21 protein-coding genes and 5 pseudogenes are annotated in these 18,421 nt (G+C 56.2%); 11 read left to right on the top strand and 15 right to left on the bottom strand.

What is annotated here, in order from left to right:
- Positions 1-163, bottom strand: a 163-nt coding sequence (locus tag FHT92_RS29135) for a TadE/TadG family type IV pilus assembly protein (RefSeq protein ID WP_409527182.1), incomplete at its 3' end; no start/stop codon positions are given.
- Between the two features lie 415 nt (positions 164-578).
- On the opposite strand from FHT92_RS29135, the gene FHT92_RS28965 reads away from it, so the two are divergent.
- Positions 579-1,238, top strand: a complete 660-nt coding sequence (locus FHT92_RS28965) for a glutathione S-transferase family protein (RefSeq protein WP_183831625.1) — start codon at positions 579-581, stop codon at positions 1,236-1,238.
- Positions 1,239-1,404: 166 nt separating this feature from the next.
- Here the strand turns inward: FHT92_RS28965 and FHT92_RS29565 are convergent, their stop codons facing one another.
- On the bottom strand, positions 1,405-2,085 hold the full coding sequence (locus FHT92_RS29565; RefSeq protein WP_246735593.1) for a transposase: 681 nt from the start codon (positions 2,083-2,085) through the stop codon (positions 1,405-1,407).
- 83 nt (positions 2,086-2,168) lie between these two features.
- Here FHT92_RS29565 and FHT92_RS28955 point away from each other — a divergent pair.
- Positions 2,169-2,315: pseudogene (locus FHT92_RS28955) on the top strand (integrase); the annotation flags it as partial.
- 99 nt (positions 2,316-2,414) lie between these two features.
- Here the strand turns inward: FHT92_RS28955 and FHT92_RS28950 are convergent.
- Positions 2,415-3,341, bottom strand: a complete 927-nt coding sequence (locus tag FHT92_RS28950; protein ID WP_183831623.1) for an AraC family transcriptional regulator — start codon at positions 3,339-3,341, stop codon at positions 2,415-2,417.
- Positions 3,342-3,448: 107 nt separating this feature from the next.
- Between FHT92_RS28950 and FHT92_RS28945 the strand changes: the two genes are divergently transcribed.
- The 3 genes and pseudogenes from FHT92_RS28945 to FHT92_RS28935 all read left to right on the top strand — a co-directional run.
- Complete coding sequence (locus tag FHT92_RS28945; RefSeq protein WP_183831621.1) at positions 3,449-4,396, top strand: zinc-binding alcohol dehydrogenase family protein; 948 nt, start codon at positions 3,449-3,451, stop codon at positions 4,394-4,396.
- Between the two features lie 105 nt (positions 4,397-4,501).
- Positions 4,502-5,461: a DUF2332 domain-containing protein gene (locus FHT92_RS28940; RefSeq protein WP_183831619.1), complete on the top strand. Its 960-nt coding sequence runs from the start codon at positions 4,502-4,504 to the stop codon at positions 5,459-5,461.
- 68 nt (positions 5,462-5,529) lie between these two features.
- Positions 5,530-5,738 (top strand): annotated as a pseudogene (locus tag FHT92_RS28935) (NIPSNAP family protein); the annotation flags it as partial.
- A gap of 95 nt (positions 5,739-5,833) precedes the next feature.
- Here the strand turns inward: FHT92_RS28935 and FHT92_RS28930 are convergent.
- Positions 5,834-6,301: a cupin domain-containing protein gene (locus FHT92_RS28930; RefSeq protein ID WP_183831618.1), complete on the bottom strand. Its 468-nt coding sequence runs from the start codon at positions 6,299-6,301 to the stop codon at positions 5,834-5,836.
- 116 nt (positions 6,302-6,417) lie between these two features.
- Between FHT92_RS28930 and FHT92_RS28925 the strand changes: the two genes are divergently transcribed.
- Together FHT92_RS28925 and FHT92_RS28920 are read left to right on the top strand one after the other, a co-directional pair.
- Positions 6,418-6,864, top strand: coding sequence for a GNAT family N-acetyltransferase (locus tag FHT92_RS28925; protein WP_183831616.1), 447 nt, complete (start codon positions 6,418-6,420; stop codon positions 6,862-6,864).
- Positions 6,852-7,397 carry a chloramphenicol phosphotransferase CPT family protein gene (locus FHT92_RS28920; RefSeq protein ID WP_183831614.1) on the top strand — a complete coding sequence of 182 codons (546 nt, stop codon included), beginning with the start codon at positions 6,852-6,854 and terminating at the stop codon, positions 7,395-7,397. The genes FHT92_RS28925 and FHT92_RS28920 overlap by 13 nt, the downstream gene beginning before the upstream one ends.
- A 131-nt stretch (positions 7,398-7,528) precedes the next feature.
- Here FHT92_RS28920 and FHT92_RS28915 read toward each other — a convergent pair whose 3' ends face one another.
- The 4 genes and pseudogenes from FHT92_RS28915 to FHT92_RS28900 all read right to left on the bottom strand — a co-directional run.
- Positions 7,529-7,786 (bottom strand): hypothetical protein, encoded by a 258-nt coding sequence (locus tag FHT92_RS28915; protein ID WP_183831612.1) that lies wholly within the window; start codon positions 7,784-7,786, stop codon positions 7,529-7,531.
- 80 nt (positions 7,787-7,866) lie between these two features.
- Positions 7,867-8,160, bottom strand: coding sequence for a hypothetical protein (locus tag FHT92_RS28910; RefSeq protein WP_183831610.1), 294 nt, complete (start codon positions 8,158-8,160; stop codon positions 7,867-7,869).
- A 207-nt stretch (positions 8,161-8,367) separates the two neighbouring features.
- On the bottom strand, positions 8,368-8,625 hold the full coding sequence (locus tag FHT92_RS29895) for an NUDIX domain-containing protein (RefSeq protein ID WP_409527181.1): 258 nt from the start codon (positions 8,623-8,625) through the stop codon (positions 8,368-8,370).
- A 54-nt stretch (positions 8,626-8,679) separates the two neighbouring features.
- Positions 8,680-9,945 (bottom strand): annotated as a pseudogene (locus tag FHT92_RS28900) (ISL3 family transposase); the annotation flags it as partial.
- Positions 9,946-10,132: 187 nt separating this feature from the next.
- Here FHT92_RS28900 and FHT92_RS28895 point away from each other — a divergent pair.
- Both FHT92_RS28895 and FHT92_RS28890 read left to right on the top strand, forming a co-directional pair.
- Positions 10,133-10,384, top strand: a complete 252-nt coding sequence (locus FHT92_RS28895; RefSeq protein ID WP_183831606.1) for a hypothetical protein — start codon at positions 10,133-10,135, stop codon at positions 10,382-10,384.
- A gap of 1,790 nt (positions 10,385-12,174) precedes the next feature.
- The gene (locus FHT92_RS28890) at positions 12,175-12,747 is read left to right on the top strand and encodes a hypothetical protein (protein ID WP_183831604.1); all 573 of its coding nucleotides are present in this window, start codon (positions 12,175-12,177) and stop codon (positions 12,745-12,747) included.
- A 78-nt stretch (positions 12,748-12,825) separates the two neighbouring features.
- Here FHT92_RS28890 and FHT92_RS28885 read toward each other — a convergent pair whose 3' ends face one another.
- The gene (locus tag FHT92_RS28885; protein ID WP_183831602.1) at positions 12,826-13,089 is read right to left on the bottom strand and encodes a DUF982 domain-containing protein; all 264 of its coding nucleotides are present in this window, start codon (positions 13,087-13,089) and stop codon (positions 12,826-12,828) included.
- A 647-nt stretch (positions 13,090-13,736) separates the two neighbouring features.
- Here FHT92_RS28885 and FHT92_RS29560 point away from each other — a divergent pair.
- A pseudogene (locus FHT92_RS29560) lies at positions 13,737-14,024 on the top strand (DUF1515 domain-containing protein); the annotation flags it as partial.
- 106 nt (positions 14,025-14,130) lie between these two features.
- Here FHT92_RS29560 and FHT92_RS28875 read toward each other — a convergent pair.
- The 6 genes and pseudogenes from FHT92_RS28875 to FHT92_RS28850 all read right to left on the bottom strand — a co-directional run.
- The gene (locus FHT92_RS28875; protein ID WP_183831598.1) at positions 14,131-14,562 is read right to left on the bottom strand and encodes a hypothetical protein; all 432 of its coding nucleotides are present in this window, start codon (positions 14,560-14,562) and stop codon (positions 14,131-14,133) included.
- A 734-nt stretch (positions 14,563-15,296) separates the two neighbouring features.
- Positions 15,297-15,590 carry a hypothetical protein gene (locus tag FHT92_RS28870; RefSeq protein ID WP_183831596.1) on the bottom strand — a complete coding sequence of 98 codons (294 nt, stop codon included), beginning with the start codon at positions 15,588-15,590 and terminating at the stop codon, positions 15,297-15,299.
- Positions 15,591-15,881, bottom strand: coding sequence for a CopG family transcriptional regulator (locus tag FHT92_RS28865; RefSeq protein WP_183831594.1), 291 nt, complete (start codon positions 15,879-15,881; stop codon positions 15,591-15,593).
- 23 nt (positions 15,882-15,904) lie between these two features.
- Positions 15,905-16,120 (bottom strand): hypothetical protein, encoded by a 216-nt coding sequence (locus FHT92_RS28860; protein ID WP_183831592.1) that lies wholly within the window; start codon positions 16,118-16,120, stop codon positions 15,905-15,907.
- A gap of 52 nt (positions 16,121-16,172) precedes the next feature.
- Positions 16,173-16,850 carry a hypothetical protein gene (locus FHT92_RS29555; protein WP_246735592.1) on the bottom strand — a complete coding sequence of 226 codons (678 nt, stop codon included), beginning with the start codon at positions 16,848-16,850 and terminating at the stop codon, positions 16,173-16,175.
- Positions 16,851-17,001: 151 nt separating this feature from the next.
- Positions 17,002-18,306, bottom strand: a pseudogene (locus FHT92_RS28850) (calcium-binding protein); the annotation flags it as partial.
- Here FHT92_RS28850 and FHT92_RS28845 point away from each other — a divergent pair.
- Positions 18,269-18,421 (top strand): LysR family transcriptional regulator (locus FHT92_RS28845; RefSeq protein WP_183831627.1); only part of this gene is annotated, 153 nt, incomplete at its 3' end. The pseudogene FHT92_RS28850 and the gene FHT92_RS28845 overlap by 38 nt on opposite strands.

The following is an 18,421-nucleotide window of genomic DNA, read 5'->3' as shown; positions in this document are numbered from 1 at the left end:
TGAAATCAATGGCTGTACCCGCAGCGCCCAGGATCGGCACGAGGAGTAGCGCTGTCATAATTCCGAAATTGCCAGATCGGTCAAAAATGAAACGATGCATCAAATCAAAGCTCCTTCGCCATGGCGGTGACAGTTGTTGCGTCACAACAATCACACTCCACAGGCGATCAATAACAGTGAGCCATAAATCAAAAGGTAGAGCGGCTGGTTGTATTTTAGCTAGATCGCGAGTGGCCACGGTGCGGCCGATGATTGTTTGAGCTAAAGCCGTGCGATATGCTGAGGCGTCTTTGGGTGGTTTCCTAAGATTGCCAGGACAGTTTTGCGGCTCGTCTCGTGAGGCCCTCCAACGTATTCCTGGCAGCGACGATCTGCACCGCCGACCGCGCTTTCTCCAGCCGCACCTGCGCTACTTCCGTGCCGGACGGCAATGTTCCGGTGGCTTGGAAGCTCGATCGCCTCGGACGGCCGCTTGCCCGATTTCGAGCCGCGGGTGGCCATATCGGAGCCGTACTGTACGTAGTACAAGTGAGCGCCACCGACTTTTCAGGCGACACAGAGGCGCAAACGGAGAATCCATGATCACGCTATATGGTTTCGGACGCGTTCATCCCGAGATGCTTGGGCAGGGTCGAGACCTGCGTGCGCAATGGGCGCTCGAGGAAACCGGTTTGCCCTATCGCTTCCATGCTCTGGACTTCATTGCCGGCGAGCTCGACAGTCCGGCCTACAGGCGGATCAGCCCCTTCCGCCAAGTGCCTGTAATTGACGACGACGGCATCATCGTTGCCGAATCCGGCGCGGTGGTGCTTTACATCGCCGAAAAGGCAGGCAAGCTGATTCCCGCGGACTTCATAGGACGCATTCAAGTCGTGCAGTGGTGCTTCGCCGCACTGACCACTGTCGAACGGCCGCTGTCGGGGATCGACGGAATCGACGCCGGCATGGGCGGCGTGGGCGCGGCCGAGCGGCGGACGGTGCTGGTAGAGGAGGCCAATCGCTGGTTCGCAGAGCTGGAGCGCCGGCTCGATGGCCGAGAGTGGATCGCCTGTGAAACGTTCACCGTCGCCGATATTCTCCTCGTTACCGCGCTGCGCGAGGTCGGCCATACCGATCTCCTTAAACCGTACCCGCGGCTGAACGCCTACTACGCAAGGGCACTAGCGCGCCCCGCCTGGGAGCGCACGCGTCGCCTTTGCGCCGAGCGCAGCGGAGTGCCCCTTGCTGACATCCCATGATGGCTCGCAGTGTTTCGTCGGCGCGGCCCGAAATCTCTGCGCCAGGCTCGTCGATCGGTAAGCGTTGGTCCGGGCACACCGCGCCTTGACCAGGACGTGTTGAAGGGTCGAGAGCCAGCCATGACGTGGATCGGAGCTGTGCGCCAAAAGGAGCTGGCAGCCGATGTTACTTACGCAGCATGTGAAGGTCGAATCGAGAGATTTCCGTTTCCAGCACATCTAATTGCTCGCATGTTTCCGCAATAATTACATCGGTGCGGTCATAATTCCCAAGGATGCGCACCCCGTATCCCTCAAGGTATATATCCATGAACCGAGCCTCGCGTAGACTACGCCGCAGTTGCGTTGAAATTCGGAGCTTGCGGAAACTATGGGTCGAACCACTCCTGAAAAGTTCACGATGGTGCCGGTTTCCAAGATGATTGTAGAGCGCGATCCGAACCCGGTTCGATCGAAAGATCATGCTGGGACCGCGCAGGCACGCGCGACAGCGGCGATCCGGGTTGCAGATGCGCCTTCTTCCAGACGAATGTTGACACCCGACGATGATCTCGGGACGGGTGGTGGCCTTCTTAATCAACAGTTCCGAAACAGGTGGTTCGACGATCACCGCTGCGAACTCTACCGCATCTTCGGGTGCGGGTAGAACCAGTTTGCCATGCCGCGCCATCGTTCGCCAAGTGGAGAGGTGGTTCGGCTCCAAGCAATGTCGTTCGGCAACCTCATTCACCGTCACGCCGGGCCGAAGACTCTCCGAAACAATCTGCGCTTTTACCTCGTCCGGCCAGTGCCGGTGAACCTCACGGCCAGACGTCCTGGTCGTGAGAACCTCCAATGTATTCTCCATGGAGAAACTCCCGTTGCTCGTCCATGGTAAGGCGATCACAGATCAATGCGGCGAGGACAACGTGGGAGCGGCACATCGGTTACACCAAGGCTGCATTGATCTACAAGAAGACGGGCAACCTGCGCGCTGTCCAAATCCTTCTCGGACACACGAAACTGGAGAGTACAGTTCGCTATCTTGGGATGGAGATCGACGATGCGTTGCGGATCGCCGAGCAGATCGAGCTTTGAAATCGGCGGCCATCGGCGAAGGCCGGTGGTCGCCATCGCGCCATTTGCATTCGTTAGACAGATTGGCCACTACATAGCGGTGAAGTTTTCTCTACTGATTTAGGTAGGTGAGACCTGCTCCCTGCGTCTGCCGTATTGCCGAGGTGGCATGCCCATGACGCGCTTGAAAGCGGTGTTGAAGGCATGTTCCGAAGCGTAGCCGAGCGACGCCGAGATCTGCGCGATGGCTTCACGTCCCAGCGACAGCCTTTCGGCGGCGCACGCCATGCGCCAGCGCGTGAGATATGACATAGGAGTCTCTCCAACGCGTCTTCGGAAATGAGCGGCGAAACTCGAGCGTGACATACCGACCTTGTCGGCTAGGGCTTTCAGAGTCCACGGGCGTGAAGGCTCGGAGTGCATCGCTTCCATGGCCTTCCCGATACGCGGGTCTAATAGGGCGGCGAACCAGCCAACTTCCCTCTCATTCGCTGTTTGCAGGTGGAGGCGCAGCGCTTGGGCTAGGATCATGTGGGAAAGATTCTGAGCGACCGATATCGCACCCGGCTTCATCTCCTTGAGTTCTGCCATCATGAGATCGAGGTAAAGCCGTAGTTTTGCCTTGTCGGAGGACGTATCGACGCGAATTATCGGAGGTAGGTCCTTCAGCATGAACTCTGCGTAACATCCATCGATCTCAAAGCGGCTGCCGACGAGAAGAACGTCGCCGCCGCCGTTATAGGTAACGACTTCACCACTGCGGTTAGGATCGAGCACTTCGCTCGCTGGTCTCGGCTTCGTTTGAAGGTCACTGGCAATGTGAACCGAGCGGCCGCTGGGAAGAACAAAGCAATCGCCGGCACTGACCTTTATTGCATCTCCGATGCCATCCATAGTCAGCCAGCATTCGCCGCTCATTACAGCATAGCATTTTATCCTCCCGGCAAGGTCATCCAGCGTCAGCGCCCAATTCCCACCGGCATCGAAGCCCGCGGTAATGTAACTTCTTGGCTTCAGCAGACTGAGAAGTTCGGAAAGAATGTCCATTCCAATTCCCCGATTTGGACGATGGCGTAAAATTTCGCGACTTATAGGTATAGATCGTGCAACGGCAATGGTCTAGCACCGCCTGACAGATCACAGGAGTGAAAAGAATGAAGGCTGCAGTTGTAAACTCGTTCGGCATCCCGCCATCTTTCCAAGAGTTCCCGTTACCCGAAGCCGGAGATGATGAAACCATTATCACCGTGGAGGCTGCGGCCATTAGCCCGATCGTGAAGCTTCTTGCTTCCGGTCGTCACTATACCAGCGGCGCTATGGCCGGATTTGTTCCAGGTGTGGACGGCATCGGGCGGGATGCCGAAGGTAAGCGTGTTTACTTCCTTTTTCCGAAAGCACCATTCGGTTCGCTAGCGGAGAAGTCGTTGGCGACACGCGCCATGACCGTGCCGATCCCCGATGGTCTTGCAAGCGATCGCGCCGCGGCGCTGGCGACCGGTGCGCTTGCCTCTTGGGTGGCGCTATCGCGTCGCGCGAAATTGCAGAAAGGAGAAACGGTTCTGATCGTCGGTGCGACAGGCTCATCTGGCAGCATGGCAATCCAGACTGCCAGGCACTTCGGCGCAGTCAGGATTGTCGCCGTCGGGCGCAATGAGCAGAAGCTCGATAGGCTTGATGCGGATGTCAAGATTGCACTCGATGACGACGCGGATCGCAAGCTGCGCGAACAGTTTGATCAGGGCATTGACGTTGTTCTCGACTTCGTCTGGGGCGAGCCAGCGGTCCGTGTTCTGGGAGCGGCGACCAAAGACCGGGGCTCGCGGATGGGCGAACCGCGTCTGCGCTATGTTCAGTTGGGCACTATGGCGGGCGCTGAAATTTCAATCAGGGGTGATATGTTGCGCAGCACCGGCTTGGAGCTCATCGGCAGCGGTGTTGGAAGCGTCGCTGTGGCTGACCTGTTAGCTGGGGCAGGCGAGCTTCTCGACGCGGCACCCATTGCGGGTTTCGATACAGATTTTACCAGTGTGCCGCTGAGCAGGATAGAGGATGCCTGGAACGGCGATCCGAATACCCGCTACATCCTTTTGCCGGGGCAATGACCGGCAGCGTGGTTCGGCCTTTGGGTGGCTGCTTTGGGCCGATAGTCGACTTGTGTGAATTGGACCAATCAGGCAACATCCGTCTGGTTCAGACGGGGAGCGGACATGGAGGACATCGCTGAGCGCTATCGTCGTTTTGCCAGGCTGGAGGCTGCGGGACGGTCCGCGCTCTATGAACAACTTGCCCTCCACGTCGCCAAGTCTCCCGACATCCTCACGTTTCTGTCTCGTTTGCCGCCGGAAAAACAGCAACCAAATCTCCTGTTTGCTGCCGTCCGCCTGGTAACGGGAACGCCGTCTTCGGCTGCTGACTTCGAAGACGCAGTTAGCAACCATTCCGATGCCGTTACCGCAGTGATGATGACGCGCACGACCCAAACCAACGAGCCGGGAAGGTGCGCAGGCCTTCTACCCTCACTCGCACGCTTGCACGGCCCCCTGGCGTTGATCGAAGTCGGCACATCCGCAGGACTTTGCCTCCTCCCGGATTACTACGGTTATGATTGGGGTCGGCGGCACCTGAACCCACCAGCGCAATTTCGAAGCATCGCTCCGACTTTTACTTGCCTGGTGTCGGAAGAGGTTCCGTTGCCGCAACAGCATCCAGAGATTGTCTGGAGGGCGGGGCTGGACCTAAATCCGCTGGACGTCTCCAAGGACGACGATGTGCGATGGCTGGAGAACCTGGTGTGGCCTGAGCATCATGATCGACTGTTATGCCTGCGCAAGGCGATGCACCTTGCTCGCAAACACAAGCCGCGCATCGTCACCGGGGACCTGAGAACCGATCTCGGATCGCTGCTCGACGAAGCCCCGAGGGATGCAACGGTGGTTGTGTTTCATACCGCTGTATTGGGCTATGTCTCCAGCCAGGACGACCGTAGTAACTTTGCGCGTAGCCTGATCGGAACCAGGGCAGTGTGGCTCTCTAACGAAAGTCCGACGGTGTTCCCGGAAATTGCTGCAAAAGCGGGAGCGCTTCGCGAAGATATGTTCCTGTTGAGCGTCAACGGTGAACCTCAGGCGTGGTGCGCACCTCATGGCCAAGAGCTTAGCTGGATTTGATTTGTTGTCCGGCAACATCGGGGCGCAGAGAGCGTGCGGCAATGTCAGCTCTCGGCCCCGCTGTCCTGATCCGTTCTTCCAGCAACGATCGGACCTACCTGCTCGAATGGCGGTCGCTGGCGGAGCGCGAGCAGAAGTGGGCCGAGTTTGTGGCCGATCGCGAGTGGCAGGAAGCGAGGCGAAGAGCGAGGCGGATGGGCCGATCGTCGACAATATCGCCAGTTCGCTGCTGCAGCCGACACGCTTCTACCGCGGCTTTAAGGGCACCCCTGCGTAAGTCCTGTCAAACTGTATCTTTCTCTCCATCGAAATCGCTGCAATGTGAGGGCGCGGCCTTGAAATCGCCGCTTCGTCAACCTGATAGCTCCTTGATTACGACAATCCGAGAGCTAGCGTCAGATCATTGACGATCCCAAAACGCGCCTCAATAACAGCGATTTTCTCGGGAGTGTCGGCACAGGAAGCTTCGATGTCGATAAACATCTGCTCGCATCCCCCAGGGCTAACCGTGCCGAACATCTGACCGGGCTCGTCGCTTATGTTTCTCCAGCTGTGTTGGACATGAGGTGGCAGAACGACGACGGCTCCTGGCGGTGCGTCGAACTCCTCATCACCGCATCGGAAACGGTAGAGCCCTTTGATTACGCGAAAGACTTCGGTTTCTCGCGTGTGAGTGTGTGGGGCGGGGCCATGACCCGGTGGAGTGAGGGTTTCCCACATCCCGAACTCGCCTCCGGTCTCGGCGGCTGTGGCATGGATCACGATCTTTGCACCGAAAGGCGTTCTTGCTATGCGCTCTCTACCAGGCAAAGAAACAACTGCATTCCGGAAAGTCGACATGGGCAACCTCCTCGTCAACAACTTCAATCTAGCTGCTTTGCGTCATTGCCGGACTTTGCGCCGGATACGGAATAAAGTCATCCTCTCGACGTGCGAGATACGGGGACAACTCAATCATGCTCAGGAATGCAGTAGTTAACGACATCGCAGGACTCAAACTTGTTCGGTCCTGTGTCGTAGAAAATATCCTCGGTGATCCTTCGAAGGTCACGGACGCTGACTACGAATGGTCTGTCACCAATCCGGGCGTAGCCGTCTGGGAGGAGAAGGGGGTTATCGTCGGATTTTCTGCGGCCGACCCTCGCCAAGGCAATATTTGGGCCCTCTTCGTCGCGCCCGGCTTCGAAGGGAAAGGCATTGGGTCATGTCTTCTCGCGGAAGCGTGCTCCTGCCTTCTGTCGGCGGGTGTAGAGCACGCATGGCTGACGACCGATGCAAGCACCAGAGCGGAACAGTTTTATCGAGCGGCTGGTTGGGAACACGTGGGCGAGAAGGACAACGAACTTTTATTCGAGCGATCACTTTCAGAGAATTCAAACACGGGGCTCGGATGGCACACATAATTTTTCTCCACGGAGCATCCAGCAGCGGCAAGTCGACCATCGCCAAAACCCTTCAGGAGCGGATCGAGCAGCCCTTCTGGCACATTTCGATCGATCATCTTCGTGACGCAGGCGTCCTCCCGACGAAACGCTTCAAGAATGGCGACTTCCGCTGGTCCGACGCCCGAAACGCCTTCTTCGACGGCTTCCATGCTTCGTTGAAGGCCTACGCCGACGCCGGCAATAATCTCATTCTCGAGCACATCCTCGATACTGCGGGGTGGCTGGAAAAACTGTCGGACCTCCTCGTAAATCACGACGTCTTCTTCGTCGCCGTACACTGTCCGCTCGACGTTCTGATCGAACGCGAAACACTGCGCGGCGACAGGCCAAAGGGTAGCGCGATGCAAGACTACGAAAAGATACACATCGGCAACGTCTATGATCTCGAATTACAATCCACAGATGGCGTTGACGCAAACGTGGACAAACTGCTTCGCGTTTGGCGGGGCGGTCGCCGTGTCTCAAGTTTTACCGGGTCCGTCACCCGATGATGGTCGCATAGCCCAGCGGGTTCGCTTCCTGTCGGCTCGTTCCCGATACTTAGAGACGGTTGGCAGTCGCTAGAGCAACCCTCTAGCCCCTCTCGAAAGAGGGTAGCCCGCAACAGCCGATACTGACCCTATCACACCTCTCCGACTCGCCGACCATTGTAGACGGTTCGCGCTGTCCCGAGCCCCGTCAGCCTGGCCTTCGTGACGCTCATCGAGATCAAGGTAAGCGCCAGCACGACGCCTCCATGCAGGATCAGAGCCACGGGCAGCAGCAGGAACCAGAAAGCGGATGCGCCGCCACCAAAGAAGGTTTGGTATGTCAGGACGACAAGGGCGCTCGGAATAAGACTGAGCAACATCGAGATCGGGGTCACGAACAATATTTTCATCAGAAACCCCAGCTTCTCGGCTCTCGTAAGGCCGATGGCAACCCCGCGGTCCGTTTCGACCGCGTGAATGACGTTTCTTTTCACGAGCCAAGTGTAGATAGTTCGGAAGACTGGATATGCATCGTCAAGTGGCGGCCGATGACAATGTCGGGATTGACGTCCGATCCTGCGATCAGCCTGCGAATTTTGTAGACCTGACCGTCGTCGCCCTCGACGGTGACGAAGTCAAAAAATGTACCGCCGCGCGCGACCTCTGCCTGGCTGACCTGGATGATCGTGCCAGCGATCCTTTTACCTTCCCCAACCCCAGCATGCCGTTCCTCAACGTTGTATGCGAGCTGCTCCGGTTGTGCCCGGCGCGCGCTAAGAACCATGGGGAGTTTCCCCCGATCTTTCTGATTTGATGGCTCTCCGACGCTGACGTCAAAATCGGACCTTATGCACTGCCTGGCTGATGAGCTTCGCCGGCCGTGCGTTGGATTGCCACTGTGACAGAGATGGCAAGGACGCGCCAATGGCGCTCATTGCGCAATCAGGCGGTTCGCGAAGAACTGGAAGGCTTGGTGGAAGATCGGGTGCCACTACTCATCGAGTGCCATTTTTACTGGATGCCAGAAAAACTCGAACGTATGACTGAAGTCATCCTCCGCAGCATGGCTCCAGGCGTCCGGGAGCCCCACCGAATGCCACAAGAAGAAATGCCAAGGTACACAATCCTTACCGACAGGTAGTATTCCTAGGGGTTGCATGATGACCGGGCAGACCAACCCGCTCTCTTCGAAAAGCTCACGTGCGGCGGCATCTCGAGGCTGCTCACCCTTCTCAATTGTGCCTTTCACCAGCTGTGTTTCGACGTGCAATTTTGGCTCTGACGCAGATTTGGTGCGATTCTCTCATGTCGCACCGATCAGCCGGGCTTGAAGAAGATCAAGCTTTCCGCGTCCGTACATTTGGCGTTTCACCAGCTTGAGCTTGGTGATCTGCCCTTCGGTTTGTCCATTGGACCAGGGTGAGACGATAGCCGCCCGGACAGCCTGAATGTCTTTCACCACGCCATTGCCAAAGGAGGAAACCAGACTGTCTCGGGCGCGGTCGATCCAAGACGTGAGCTGGTTTTCCGCTTTGCGCCGGATCATCAGATGGAAGTCGGTAATGATATCGCGAGCCGCAATGAGCAACGGGACGCCGCTTTCGATGGCCGCGATGGTGACGGTCTCGGATTTCGTCAGGTTGTCTCTGTTGGTTGTGAGAAGGCGGGCAATCGTGCGGGCGGATGGAACGCGAGTCAACGATTCCGCATCGGCCTTGTCAGCCCGCTTCCGCCTTGTGGCCCATTCACTCACGACCCGGCGCGAACCCCGAAAGCCCTGTGTTTTCAAACGCCGCCATAGCTCAGTGCCGTTCCGCTTACCGGCAGCCCATTGTGCGTCGAGCCATTCCAGATACATTTCCAACGAACTTTCTCGGGACCGAAAGACATCGTTTCGTTGCCCTCTGAGCACCTGGCGGACCAGGCCGCGGCTATGCCCGGTGCGACGCACGATTTCCTTGATCGTCATGCCGTCCTTTGCCAGCGTCATGATGGCCGCGTTGGCTTGTTCCCGTCGGAGATAGCCCTCGTATTGCAGGCGTTCGGCCGCGGTCAGCAGCTTCGGATTGATACGCGTTGCGCCGAGCGTCTTGCGGATTTGCCGCATCGACTTGCGGACGGCGTCCAGGAACGCACGGCTGGCATTCTCCATCAGATGCCATCGATCAGCGACCTGCACCGCATCAGGCAACGCCTTTGCAGCCGCCAGCCCGTAAGCGCCACCGCGGTCGCGAGCAATGATCTGGATTTGGGCATTCTGCCGCAGCCAGGCCTCTGCCGTCGCCGGCTCCCGGTCCGGCAGTAGACTGACCGGTCGCCGACGTTGCAGGTCGCACACGATCGTGCCGTAGCGATGGTTGCGCCGCCATGCCCAGTCGTCGATCCCGATCACCGAGGGCGGAGTCGACGGCGGAAGTCCTTGCCTGCGGATAACGCGGAGCAAGGTATCGTTGCTTACGGGAAGCATCAGCCGTTGGGCAAAACGCGCCGCCGGTCTTCCGCCAAGCGCAAGCCCCAAATGGTGGACAAGATGCTCAAGGCGTCCGGTTCGTCTGGCATTGGATGGCAATGTCAACGCGGCGGTAACACGCCTTGCTTTCATCGACCTTAGCAGCCCGTTCACGGTCAGGGCACTTCCGGATGCGCTTCAAGCAGCGGGCTGTGGCATCTGGACTACCACGCTTGGAGGGGGCACCTCGGGTAGCTCCACATACAGGCCTTGCTTTACACGGTTTGGCTTCGGAGATCAGCAATGCATGATGCCCGGGCAGGGCTATACACTGACCTCTTTGGCCAACATGAAGCTGGATTTGGAAAAGGTCGCCGCTGTAGGCGGTACGATCTTCCCATATATCCACAATATCACCCCGGCGGGTGGCTCAATCGACATAGCGCAGCAGGATTTTTACGACTGGACCTCATATGCAAAACAGCTTGGCTTCAAGTTCCTGTCTTACAGTCAGGTTTGGGAGCGCGATCGGTTGGGGTACCAGCAGCTTCTCACCTGATCCCCATCGCCCCATCATCATCTGCTTGCGGCTGGCCTTCAGGATTTTGACATGCGTTGCAGGAAGCTCGCACGATCAGAAGGCCATTCGTCATCCAGAAGACGCAAACCCTCGTCTGTCCAGAACCCACCTCCGAGGTCCGGCTTCACTAGGCCGTAGGATGCCAACACTTCGACAGCGTGTTCGCCGGGGCCCATAGATTTGTGGATGAGCCCTTCCGTGCCTTCGTCCAGGTACTGGAGACACATATGGGCTAGAGCCTTCAGAATCGTTCGTTCATCGGGTGTCATAGAAGCTGTGTTCCTAAGCGCGGCAAAACCTTGAGGAACGAAGCGTATAGGACATGCTTGCCACCCACCACCCCATCATCATGTGGGGCAGACGTAGTAATTTATGACCGGACCTGAGATGAGCATTGAGAAAACCACGGAAGATAGCGCTATTTTAGTGGGGCTTAGCATCGTGAACTTCTTCAACGACCAAGCCATAGCTGCGTAGGAAGTCAGAACTGAAAGTAACACTGCTACATGCAACTTCAAATGCAGAGCAAGATCCGTGTAGCATGAGTTGTCACCCAGAAATTTTCGTTGAGCGACTAGATCGTATTGGTCAGAGCGGTTCAAAACCACAAAGGCTGTGAAAAGCATGGGCCAAGCATATAAAATCGCAAAATCGCGTAACCGATTTTTGATCAAATTGATCCTCCCGGCAGTCAACTCAGAGCAAGTAGATCGAGACTAAACAACAATTATCTATTTTTTATACCCCACCACCCCGTCATCAAAGGGAAGCTTCTACATCGAGTCTGAAATAATGCGCTTGGGGTCGTCGCTGTAACCTTGCCGGCTTAGGCCCTGCCAGTATGTCCGGTCCGGCGCGACGCGACGTGTCGGATCACAAGAACATAAAAAAAGATAAAAGCAGCTGAAGCGTGCAATCCTCCGAAGAGGCTGGCAGACCAGAAGTTTGCGAAAGACCTCGGTCCGAATAAAAAATCGCCGATCTTGCATTTTGTGGTGAAGCAATGGTCTGGAGTGTACGTTGCCAAGGCCGTCCACACGGCCGCGCTAAGCAACACTAGCACAGTCCCTCGTATTGCTTTCGTATCTGAGAGCGCCTCCTTGGTTGCATATGTCAATCCCCACAGTCGTTGGAAAACTAGCGCAAGAGCTAAACATGGCAGAACGGTTGCGAAGACCGTCAGCAATATTGAAAAAACAGTCCGCGCAAAAAAGATCGGGAAAACAATAGCGTAGACGAAGGCTAGGATGGGGAAGCCTGCCAGGACAATCAGCCAATTCTTCGGTCGCTCGAATATCACGAACATCAGGCTCACAGCCGCTGCCAGCGCCGGTATTGGTGGGAAATATACGTGAGTAACAACAAAGGTCAGCATCGAAATCCGACATGGCGTTTTGTCTGAGTATATACGACTGGCCGATCGTGCTAGCCAGACCCCGTCGCCCTATCTTCCTGGGGCGGCTACCTCTTGTTTTTGATCGAGGAACGCCACGCTTTGAAGTCCTTCGTAGTAAGTCGCCAACCTTCTTCTATGGTCCGGGCAAGTATGAAAAACTTGCGTCCCATCAGGACCTCGTCAAGAGACCGCTTGTCTTCCTGTGCTTGCGCTTTCTTGTTGTCATCCGCTGCTGACATATCACTTTATCCACCTGCATCCTGGCGTACGATATACCTTGGCGCTAAGTGCGTCACCACCGCTCTGTCATCATTTGCTTGGCAAATCGGAGACCTTTATGAAAGTAATAGCGGTCTAATTTTGCGAGACATTCATGGGCGATTCACCGCAGCCAAAAACGTCACGGCTTACAATATTCGTCCTAATTTTAATTGTTGTCTGGCTGTTTCTCGGGCTTGTCTCGACGATAGTGATGCTGGGCAATATCGGATTCATCCCTTCGGCAAAATGGACGGCTGAGACACGTCTTCCGTGCATCATCTTAGGCCTGCTATCTGCGGCGTTTCTTGTTTGGGCCGCTTGGAAAGGTGGCAAGAAGGCACAACGGAGTGAACTAAACCTCGCCGTCTTAGGTGCAGCGTACCTTGGTTATTTTGCGGGAAGCAACATCCTGTTTATTTGGCCGATACTGCTCCCGCTGTTTGCAGGTCATCAAGTTGCGCTCCCGTTTACGGTACTGCGAGCGACCGATTTCGGTGGAGTGAAGTGCCGATCGCCAGTCGTTTTCGAAGAGATGCCTTTCGCACACCAGTATTGCGGTGTTCCTGAGAGCGTTAGATCAAGCCTGTCACCGGGCGAACGCATCGTCGCAGTAGGTTGGGGAACGCAATACGGATTGTACGCACACGGATTGCAACCCACGGACGTTAAAGGCCCTCGCTTCTAGTCAATGCCGTGCTGGGCCCAGAGCCCCACCGCCCCATCATCGATCGCTGCTGGTGCCGGCTTGACGAGCGCGGAAACTTCAATGAAGGGCAGTGACAGCGGCCACACCAGCTTCGTTTGCTGCACGAAGGATTGCGCTTCTCAGCTCATCACTGCTGGCTTTTCCAGTCATTACGTCGAGACAGGCCTTCACCGCGGTAAGAAACTCCTCACCGTCGTCCAACGGCCAATCCTTGATTAACGCGGTCGCGGCCTCCTGGACTGTTCGAACGGTTAGCCGCCGGCCGGGATCTTTGAAGATGAGAATGACTTGATCAAATTCAGTCAGCGTGTCGAATTTCATGACGCAGTACCCCCAGCGCTTGCTAAACCCGTCCCGCGTGAAAAACTAAACGTCAGGATGTAGAATGTCGTGTGAAAACCGCGTGACATGTGACGGCGGTCACAGCGTCCCGCTCTTGGCCTGATCCTGGATCACGTCGATGAGATCCGCGCTTTCCACAACCGCCTGAACAATGCCGTTAGGGTGAATAAAGATCAAAAGCCAATGTGTGCTGTCGATCTGAATGCAATGTGGAACCCATCCATGGGTCATCCTGTTTGCTGGAGGACAGCACTTTGTGGGCATGAGGTCGAACCCTCGTATCTGAGGGGACAAAAAGAAGCCCGCCGAAGCGGGCAAGGGAAGTTAGGGGCGGGCCGTCCGAGTGCTATGAAGGCTGGTGGGCTGAACCAACCTTCGTCGTACGGCCCAGATGCATTACATCGCGGCTTTACGAAAGTTCCCAGTGCGAGAAATATTTTTGGGATAAGGCAGAGGCCCGATCCCTCGTGCTAACCGGGCCTCTCCTTTGCCACCTCGTCAGGGTGAGCGTGGCGGCGGGTCGAGTACAATCCTGATCTCTGGCCGTCAATCACCCATCCGCTCATATATTTGGGCGGCTTTTTCGTATCAGCAGGTATTCGCACTGAAAGGGCAGGCTCGCAGGAATGGCATCAAACGAAGATATCCTTCACGCGCTCGGCCGCGTCGAAGAAGGCGTGAAGCGCATCCGGGAGGATTTCCAGGAGGAGAAGCAGAACGCTCGCGAAAGCAGAGCGGTCATTCATGCACGGCTTGACAGCCAGGCCAGGCAGATCAGCCATCTCGATACAACAGTTGCGATCAGCGGCGAGGTTGATGCTCAGATCCGCGAGGAAATCAAAACCCTCAAGCAAACGGTCGAGAGGAATCACGCCGCTGTCCAGCCGGCCCTCGAAGAGTGGAAGCGGATGAAGGGCCAGCGAAGGGTCTGTCAAATATATCTCGCAGGTTTGCCATCGCCTCTCGAAGATCCTCCAATTCAGCAATTCCGCAACTGCCAAGCCATCTCAAGCAGAAGGGTTACCAGCCCCCCGGCCGTGACATCGCGCTCCGATTCCCGCAAAGGCTCCCGTCCGCAGCGCGGTCGTAGTAGGAATAGCAGTTGCCCGGATAGCGTCGGTAGGGTGTATATCCACCGCCGCCGCAGTTCCCGTTGGCGCAAACCGCCGCCGCTGTACCAACGAGTGCGAGAGCAACCAGTGCTGCAGCAGCCTGTTTTTGCTGTGCGACCATCTGCTGACATTCCAGCATGTTCATCCCGCGCCGGTTTACTTCCGACACGAGTTGGAACTGGAACGCTGGATCGGTCGTCTCCAGTGCCGTCTTGCAGAGCGCCGCCTTGCTCACTGCTGATGGCTTTGCATTGAACTCGGCCGGTGTTGTCGTGCAGCTCGATATTGCGAGCGAAAGAACAGCGGCGCCAGCGGCCCGCGCGACAAATCTGGTTTCCAACTCGTCCCCCAACCCGTGCGGTCTTTTTTTGCCGCATCTTCCAGTGGAGTGCATTTAATTATAAATCTCGCGCAGGAGTCGAGACTGCCTGCCTGACTTTTTCTGGACTCGGAAACCTCGCCGGAACTTTGCTCAACCGCCAAGGTTAGACGCGCGGACCGCGCACGCGGGGACACCTCACGTCCTTGTCCCACTAAAGCCGGGTGTGCGGTCCACCCGGTCCTTGGTTCCAACTCAACCCGCCGTCGACGCCGAGTCTTAAAGACGATTCGCTCGGAGCTCTACATTTTGGATAGGTCATCGCCCCTGCGAACCCAATGCTCGCAAGAACAGCGAGGTTGGCAACGTACGGAAGAATACGCTTCCTTGGTGGCTTCTCTCGCTGCCCAACAACTGCCAGCGGACCGTATGGTCCTTCCCTGTTTGCGGAATAGTAAAAATAACCGATTACCATGTGGAGCAGCACTGATAACGTGGCCATGGACAACCATAGAAGGCCGCCGGTTAGGTAACTCGCTCCGCAGTTCGCGAACGTAAGGGCAATGTCGACATGCGTTGAAGCAAGGTAAATCTCCCTTACCGGAAAGAATGCAATCCCTGAAACAACCAAATAGTAAATGGCTACGGCTTTCCCCTTCCAAATGCTCATTTTAAATCGACCCAATCTGCAGCTTGCTCTATCGCGAAGTCGTTTGGCATTAGCTTCACCCCGGGTTGGAATATTCCCTTTAATGCTATGATCCGCAACCGGCACAAGGCTTGAGTACGCCCACCAATACCAGGACGATAAATATCAGCAGCAGAGAACTCACAGCTACAAAAGTTGGCCAGCCGAATAGAAACTTGCTTCGTGGACTCATCGACAGACCGCTGTCGTCATCCCATATATCGGGCCCGAAATTCACGCTGAAATCGAAACCGTTGTTTCGATAAAAGAAAATTGATTTTATGTACCAGTACCAATTGTACGCGCAAAAACCGCCCATGAAGCACAGGGCAATCCAAAGCTGAACACGGTCTTCGCTCAATCAAGCTTCCCCATCGACCTCACCATCCTCATCCAACATGTGCACCGGTAGATAGGCGTTCTGCTCCATCCACTCACGGACGATGAGCCTGATGGTATCATTTCGGGTCTTGCCGAACTCGCCCGCCAGGTCGCGGAGGACTTCCTCCACATTGTCTTCCATTGACACTGCAGCGCCGTTCCGGATGAGCAGGGCGGCGCGGCGCAGCATTATCTGAAGTTCTGATCGCGAGATATCCGCTATGCGATTGGCAGCGTCTTCGAGTTGATCTGCAGTGTCAGGGGTTTTCATTTGTCGGTGCCCGCCGTCGCTCTCTACTCATGTCCTCGCCCGCGGTAGGTCGTCGGGATCCCTGCAGCCTCATGGCACTGAGCAAGCACCTCCAGCCATGCAGCCAAGCCCGCCGGCACTTCGGCGTTCCCCGCTTCCATCGCTTCCACCCACGACAGATCGCATTGCAGCGCGCTCGCCAGATTGATCGGCGTCCAGCGGATGTGCAGAAGGCATTCGGTGAAACGAGCGGGGGTCATGGTCGGCTCCAATTCGCGTAAGACGACATGATTTTTGCCTTTCGTTTGTCCCTCAACAGATCTCATTGAATGCCTCTAGCCCAGCGTCCGTGAGCATATAGTAGCCGATCCGATCAGGATATTTCTCTTGTGAGAATGTCTTCAAAAACCCTCTGATTTTCAGGCGGTCTTCGGTGTCCGGGCCGCAGTCCTTCACATCACGCCAATGAACCTTAATGTTTGGACCTATTGCCGCCAGAAACTTCAGGGCCTTGATTTCCCGTTTGCCAAGTTTCGACCCAGGAATGGTCGCCGCCCATTCTTCATGAGCCTTGGCCATAAGCCGAGACATATCTTCCTGGCCCATTGTCTCAGGGTCAAAGCCGAGGCTGTCATACCACTTCTTCACAGGGTCCCTTGGGTCGTCGACGATTGGATAACCGCCGGCGCCCGTCCGCGGCTCCGCATTCTTGCGGGGACTGTGCTCCCAGGACTCCCAGCTCTCTAACTCGTCGTCGGTTCTCTTCGCGCTGCGTGCGTCGATCGGTTCATTCGGATCAAGCGCAAAAAGCCACTCGTCCAAACGTTGCCGAAGATAGCGCTGCCCTCGCGCAGAATCTGTGAAGGCGATGGGCTTTACAGGGCAAAAGCGGCTGAAAAAGTCGTAGGACATGCCACAGTATGCTGCGGCCGTCCCCTTGTTCAATGCGGCCGGCCAGTAGGGCAGGCGCCGATCATCTTTGACGTCCATCAATCGTCCCAGTAATTAATGTGCCAACGGAAGAGACCAATCTGTCCTCCTGTGAAAATGGTTGCGATGATAGATGCCTCGTTAGGGGCGCAGTGAGAGAAAAATGTAAGGCAACAATACAATCGCAAATTTGCCTTGCATCAAACTGGACTCAACCCAACAGGGAGCCTGAGACCTGGGAGCCATCTGCAAAAACAAAGAACTCAATCGAGTTTCCACCGGCGTACCAATCTTCCAAGATCACCTTGGCATTTAAATATGTTGTATCCGGTGACGTCGCATCGGCATGTGATTGAAGAACAAGATCGTTTCCTACCCTCACTTGATCCAAGTCAGCTGCCGAGTGAATCCGATCGAGGAAGACGAAGTCGCTGCCTCCGACGCCCGTATCGTGAATTGTCGACTGAAGGACGGTGTTGGTATGATAGGTATCGCCCCCGTTTCCGCCATCAGCAAAGCCTCTGCCCAGCTTCATGTTGAGGATGTCGGAACCATCACCACCATAAAGCTCGAATCCGATGAATTGTCCGGTGAGGACATCGTTGCCTGCTCCACCATCGGCAATACCCGCGTCCCAGATCGTAATTGTATCGTCGCCAAGACCGCCGAAAGCCGTGGCGCTGCTCACGACGATGGTGTCATTTCCGCCGTCACCGTTGATCACTGTTCCGGCATCAATACCGGTCCCATAGTTGGCCGATACGCCTTGGTTGTTTCCGGCACTGTAAATCTCATCGTTGCCGTCACCGCCAGAAATTGTATCCGCTTGCGCAGTGTTGGACACCGGGCCAGCTGCACCAATGTCCGTACCCGTGCCACCGAAAAGGACATCTGCGCCAGCACTGCCGTTGATTATGTCATTCCCTCCGGCGCCCTCAAGCCTTATGGCGGTCGCGCCGGCGGTCAGTGTGTCATTGAAATTCGAACCAATAAAACGTTCGATGTTGGTGTATGTGTCGCCAGCTGCGTCACCGACACTCAAAATTCCGTTCGCCAAATTCAGGTTAACGCCAGAGGAACTTGTGAGATACCAGAGGCTATCGACGCCGAGGCCGCCGTCGAACGAATCCGCACCGGCGCCTCCGATGAAGATGTTGGAGCCGTTATCTCCAATAAAGGAATCGTTAAAAGCTGTGCCTTGAACAACCTCGACATTCGTGAAGACGTCTCCTGCCGCGAGCCCTGTGTGAGTACCGGTCAACATATTGATGGTTATGGACGAGCTAGCGCCAGCGTAGCTGATCATGTCGACGCCAGCGCCGCCATTAATACGATCCGCATTGGCACTGGCTATGAATGTGTCCCCGAAATTCGAGCCCGCGATCACCTCGATACTGTCGAAGGTATCGCCCGCTCCGATTCCCGAGAGCAGGCCGGTCGCGAGATTGAATGTCATCGCAACTGTGCTGTCGATGTAACTGGCGGTATCGTCACCATCTCCACCAGATAACTGGTCGGCACCCGCGCCTCCGGAGAAGCTATCCTACTTCGTTGCGGTGGCAGAGGAGCTGCATTTCGGCAGAGCCGCAGCCAAGGTGAGTATAACCCAGCCTGGCCTGTCAGACGCGATC

This window comes from Rhizobium sp. BK377, assembly GCF_014193935.1.
Taxonomy (GTDB): Bacteria; Pseudomonadota; Alphaproteobacteria; order Rhizobiales; family Rhizobiaceae; genus Rhizobium.
Note: the sequence above shows the minus strand (reverse complement) of the source record. Positions and strands in the feature narration are given on the sequence as shown.

Excerpts from the sequence above, each read along its gene's own strand:
- FHT92_RS28965 (WP_183831625.1), top strand. The coding sequence starts at position 579 with ATGATCACGCTATATGGTTTCGGACGCGTTCATCCCGAGATGCTTGGG.
- FHT92_RS29565 (WP_246735593.1), bottom strand. The coding sequence starts at position 2,085 with ATGGAGAATACATTGGAGGTTCTCACGACCAGGACGTCTGGCCGTGAG.
- FHT92_RS28950 (WP_183831623.1), bottom strand. The coding sequence starts at position 3,341 with ATGGACATTCTTTCCGAACTTCTCAGTCTGCTGAAGCCAAGAAGTTAC.
- FHT92_RS28945 (WP_183831621.1), top strand. The coding sequence starts at position 3,449 with ATGAAGGCTGCAGTTGTAAACTCGTTCGGCATCCCGCCATCTTTCCAA.
- FHT92_RS28940 (WP_183831619.1), top strand. The coding sequence starts at position 4,502 with ATGGAGGACATCGCTGAGCGCTATCGTCGTTTTGCCAGGCTGGAGGCT.
- FHT92_RS28930 (WP_183831618.1), bottom strand. The coding sequence starts at position 6,301 with ATGTCGACTTTCCGGAATGCAGTTGTTTCTTTGCCTGGTAGAGAGCGC.
- FHT92_RS28925 (WP_183831616.1), top strand. The coding sequence starts at position 6,418 with ATGCTCAGGAATGCAGTAGTTAACGACATCGCAGGACTCAAACTTGTT.
- FHT92_RS28920 (WP_183831614.1), top strand. The coding sequence starts at position 6,852 with ATGGCACACATAATTTTTCTCCACGGAGCATCCAGCAGCGGCAAGTCG.
- FHT92_RS28915 (WP_183831612.1), bottom strand. The coding sequence starts at position 7,786 with ATGAAAATATTGTTCGTGACCCCGATCTCGATGTTGCTCAGTCTTATT.
- FHT92_RS28910 (WP_183831610.1), bottom strand. The coding sequence starts at position 8,160 with ATGGTTCTTAGCGCGCGCCGGGCACAACCGGAGCAGCTCGCATACAAC.
- FHT92_RS28895 (WP_183831606.1), top strand. The coding sequence starts at position 10,133 with ATGATGCCCGGGCAGGGCTATACACTGACCTCTTTGGCCAACATGAAG.
- FHT92_RS28890 (WP_183831604.1), top strand. The coding sequence starts at position 12,175 with ATGGGCGATTCACCGCAGCCAAAAACGTCACGGCTTACAATATTCGTC.
- FHT92_RS28885 (WP_183831602.1), bottom strand. The coding sequence starts at position 13,089 with ATGAAATTCGACACGCTGACTGAATTTGATCAAGTCATTCTCATCTTC.
- FHT92_RS28865 (WP_183831594.1), bottom strand. The coding sequence starts at position 15,881 with ATGAAAACCCCTGACACTGCAGATCAACTCGAAGACGCTGCCAATCGC.
- FHT92_RS28860 (WP_183831592.1), bottom strand. The coding sequence starts at position 16,120 with ATGACCCCCGCTCGTTTCACCGAATGCCTTCTGCACATCCGCTGGACG.
- FHT92_RS29555 (WP_246735592.1), bottom strand. The coding sequence starts at position 16,850 with ATGGACGTCAAAGATGATCGGCGCCTGCCCTACTGGCCGGCCGCATTG.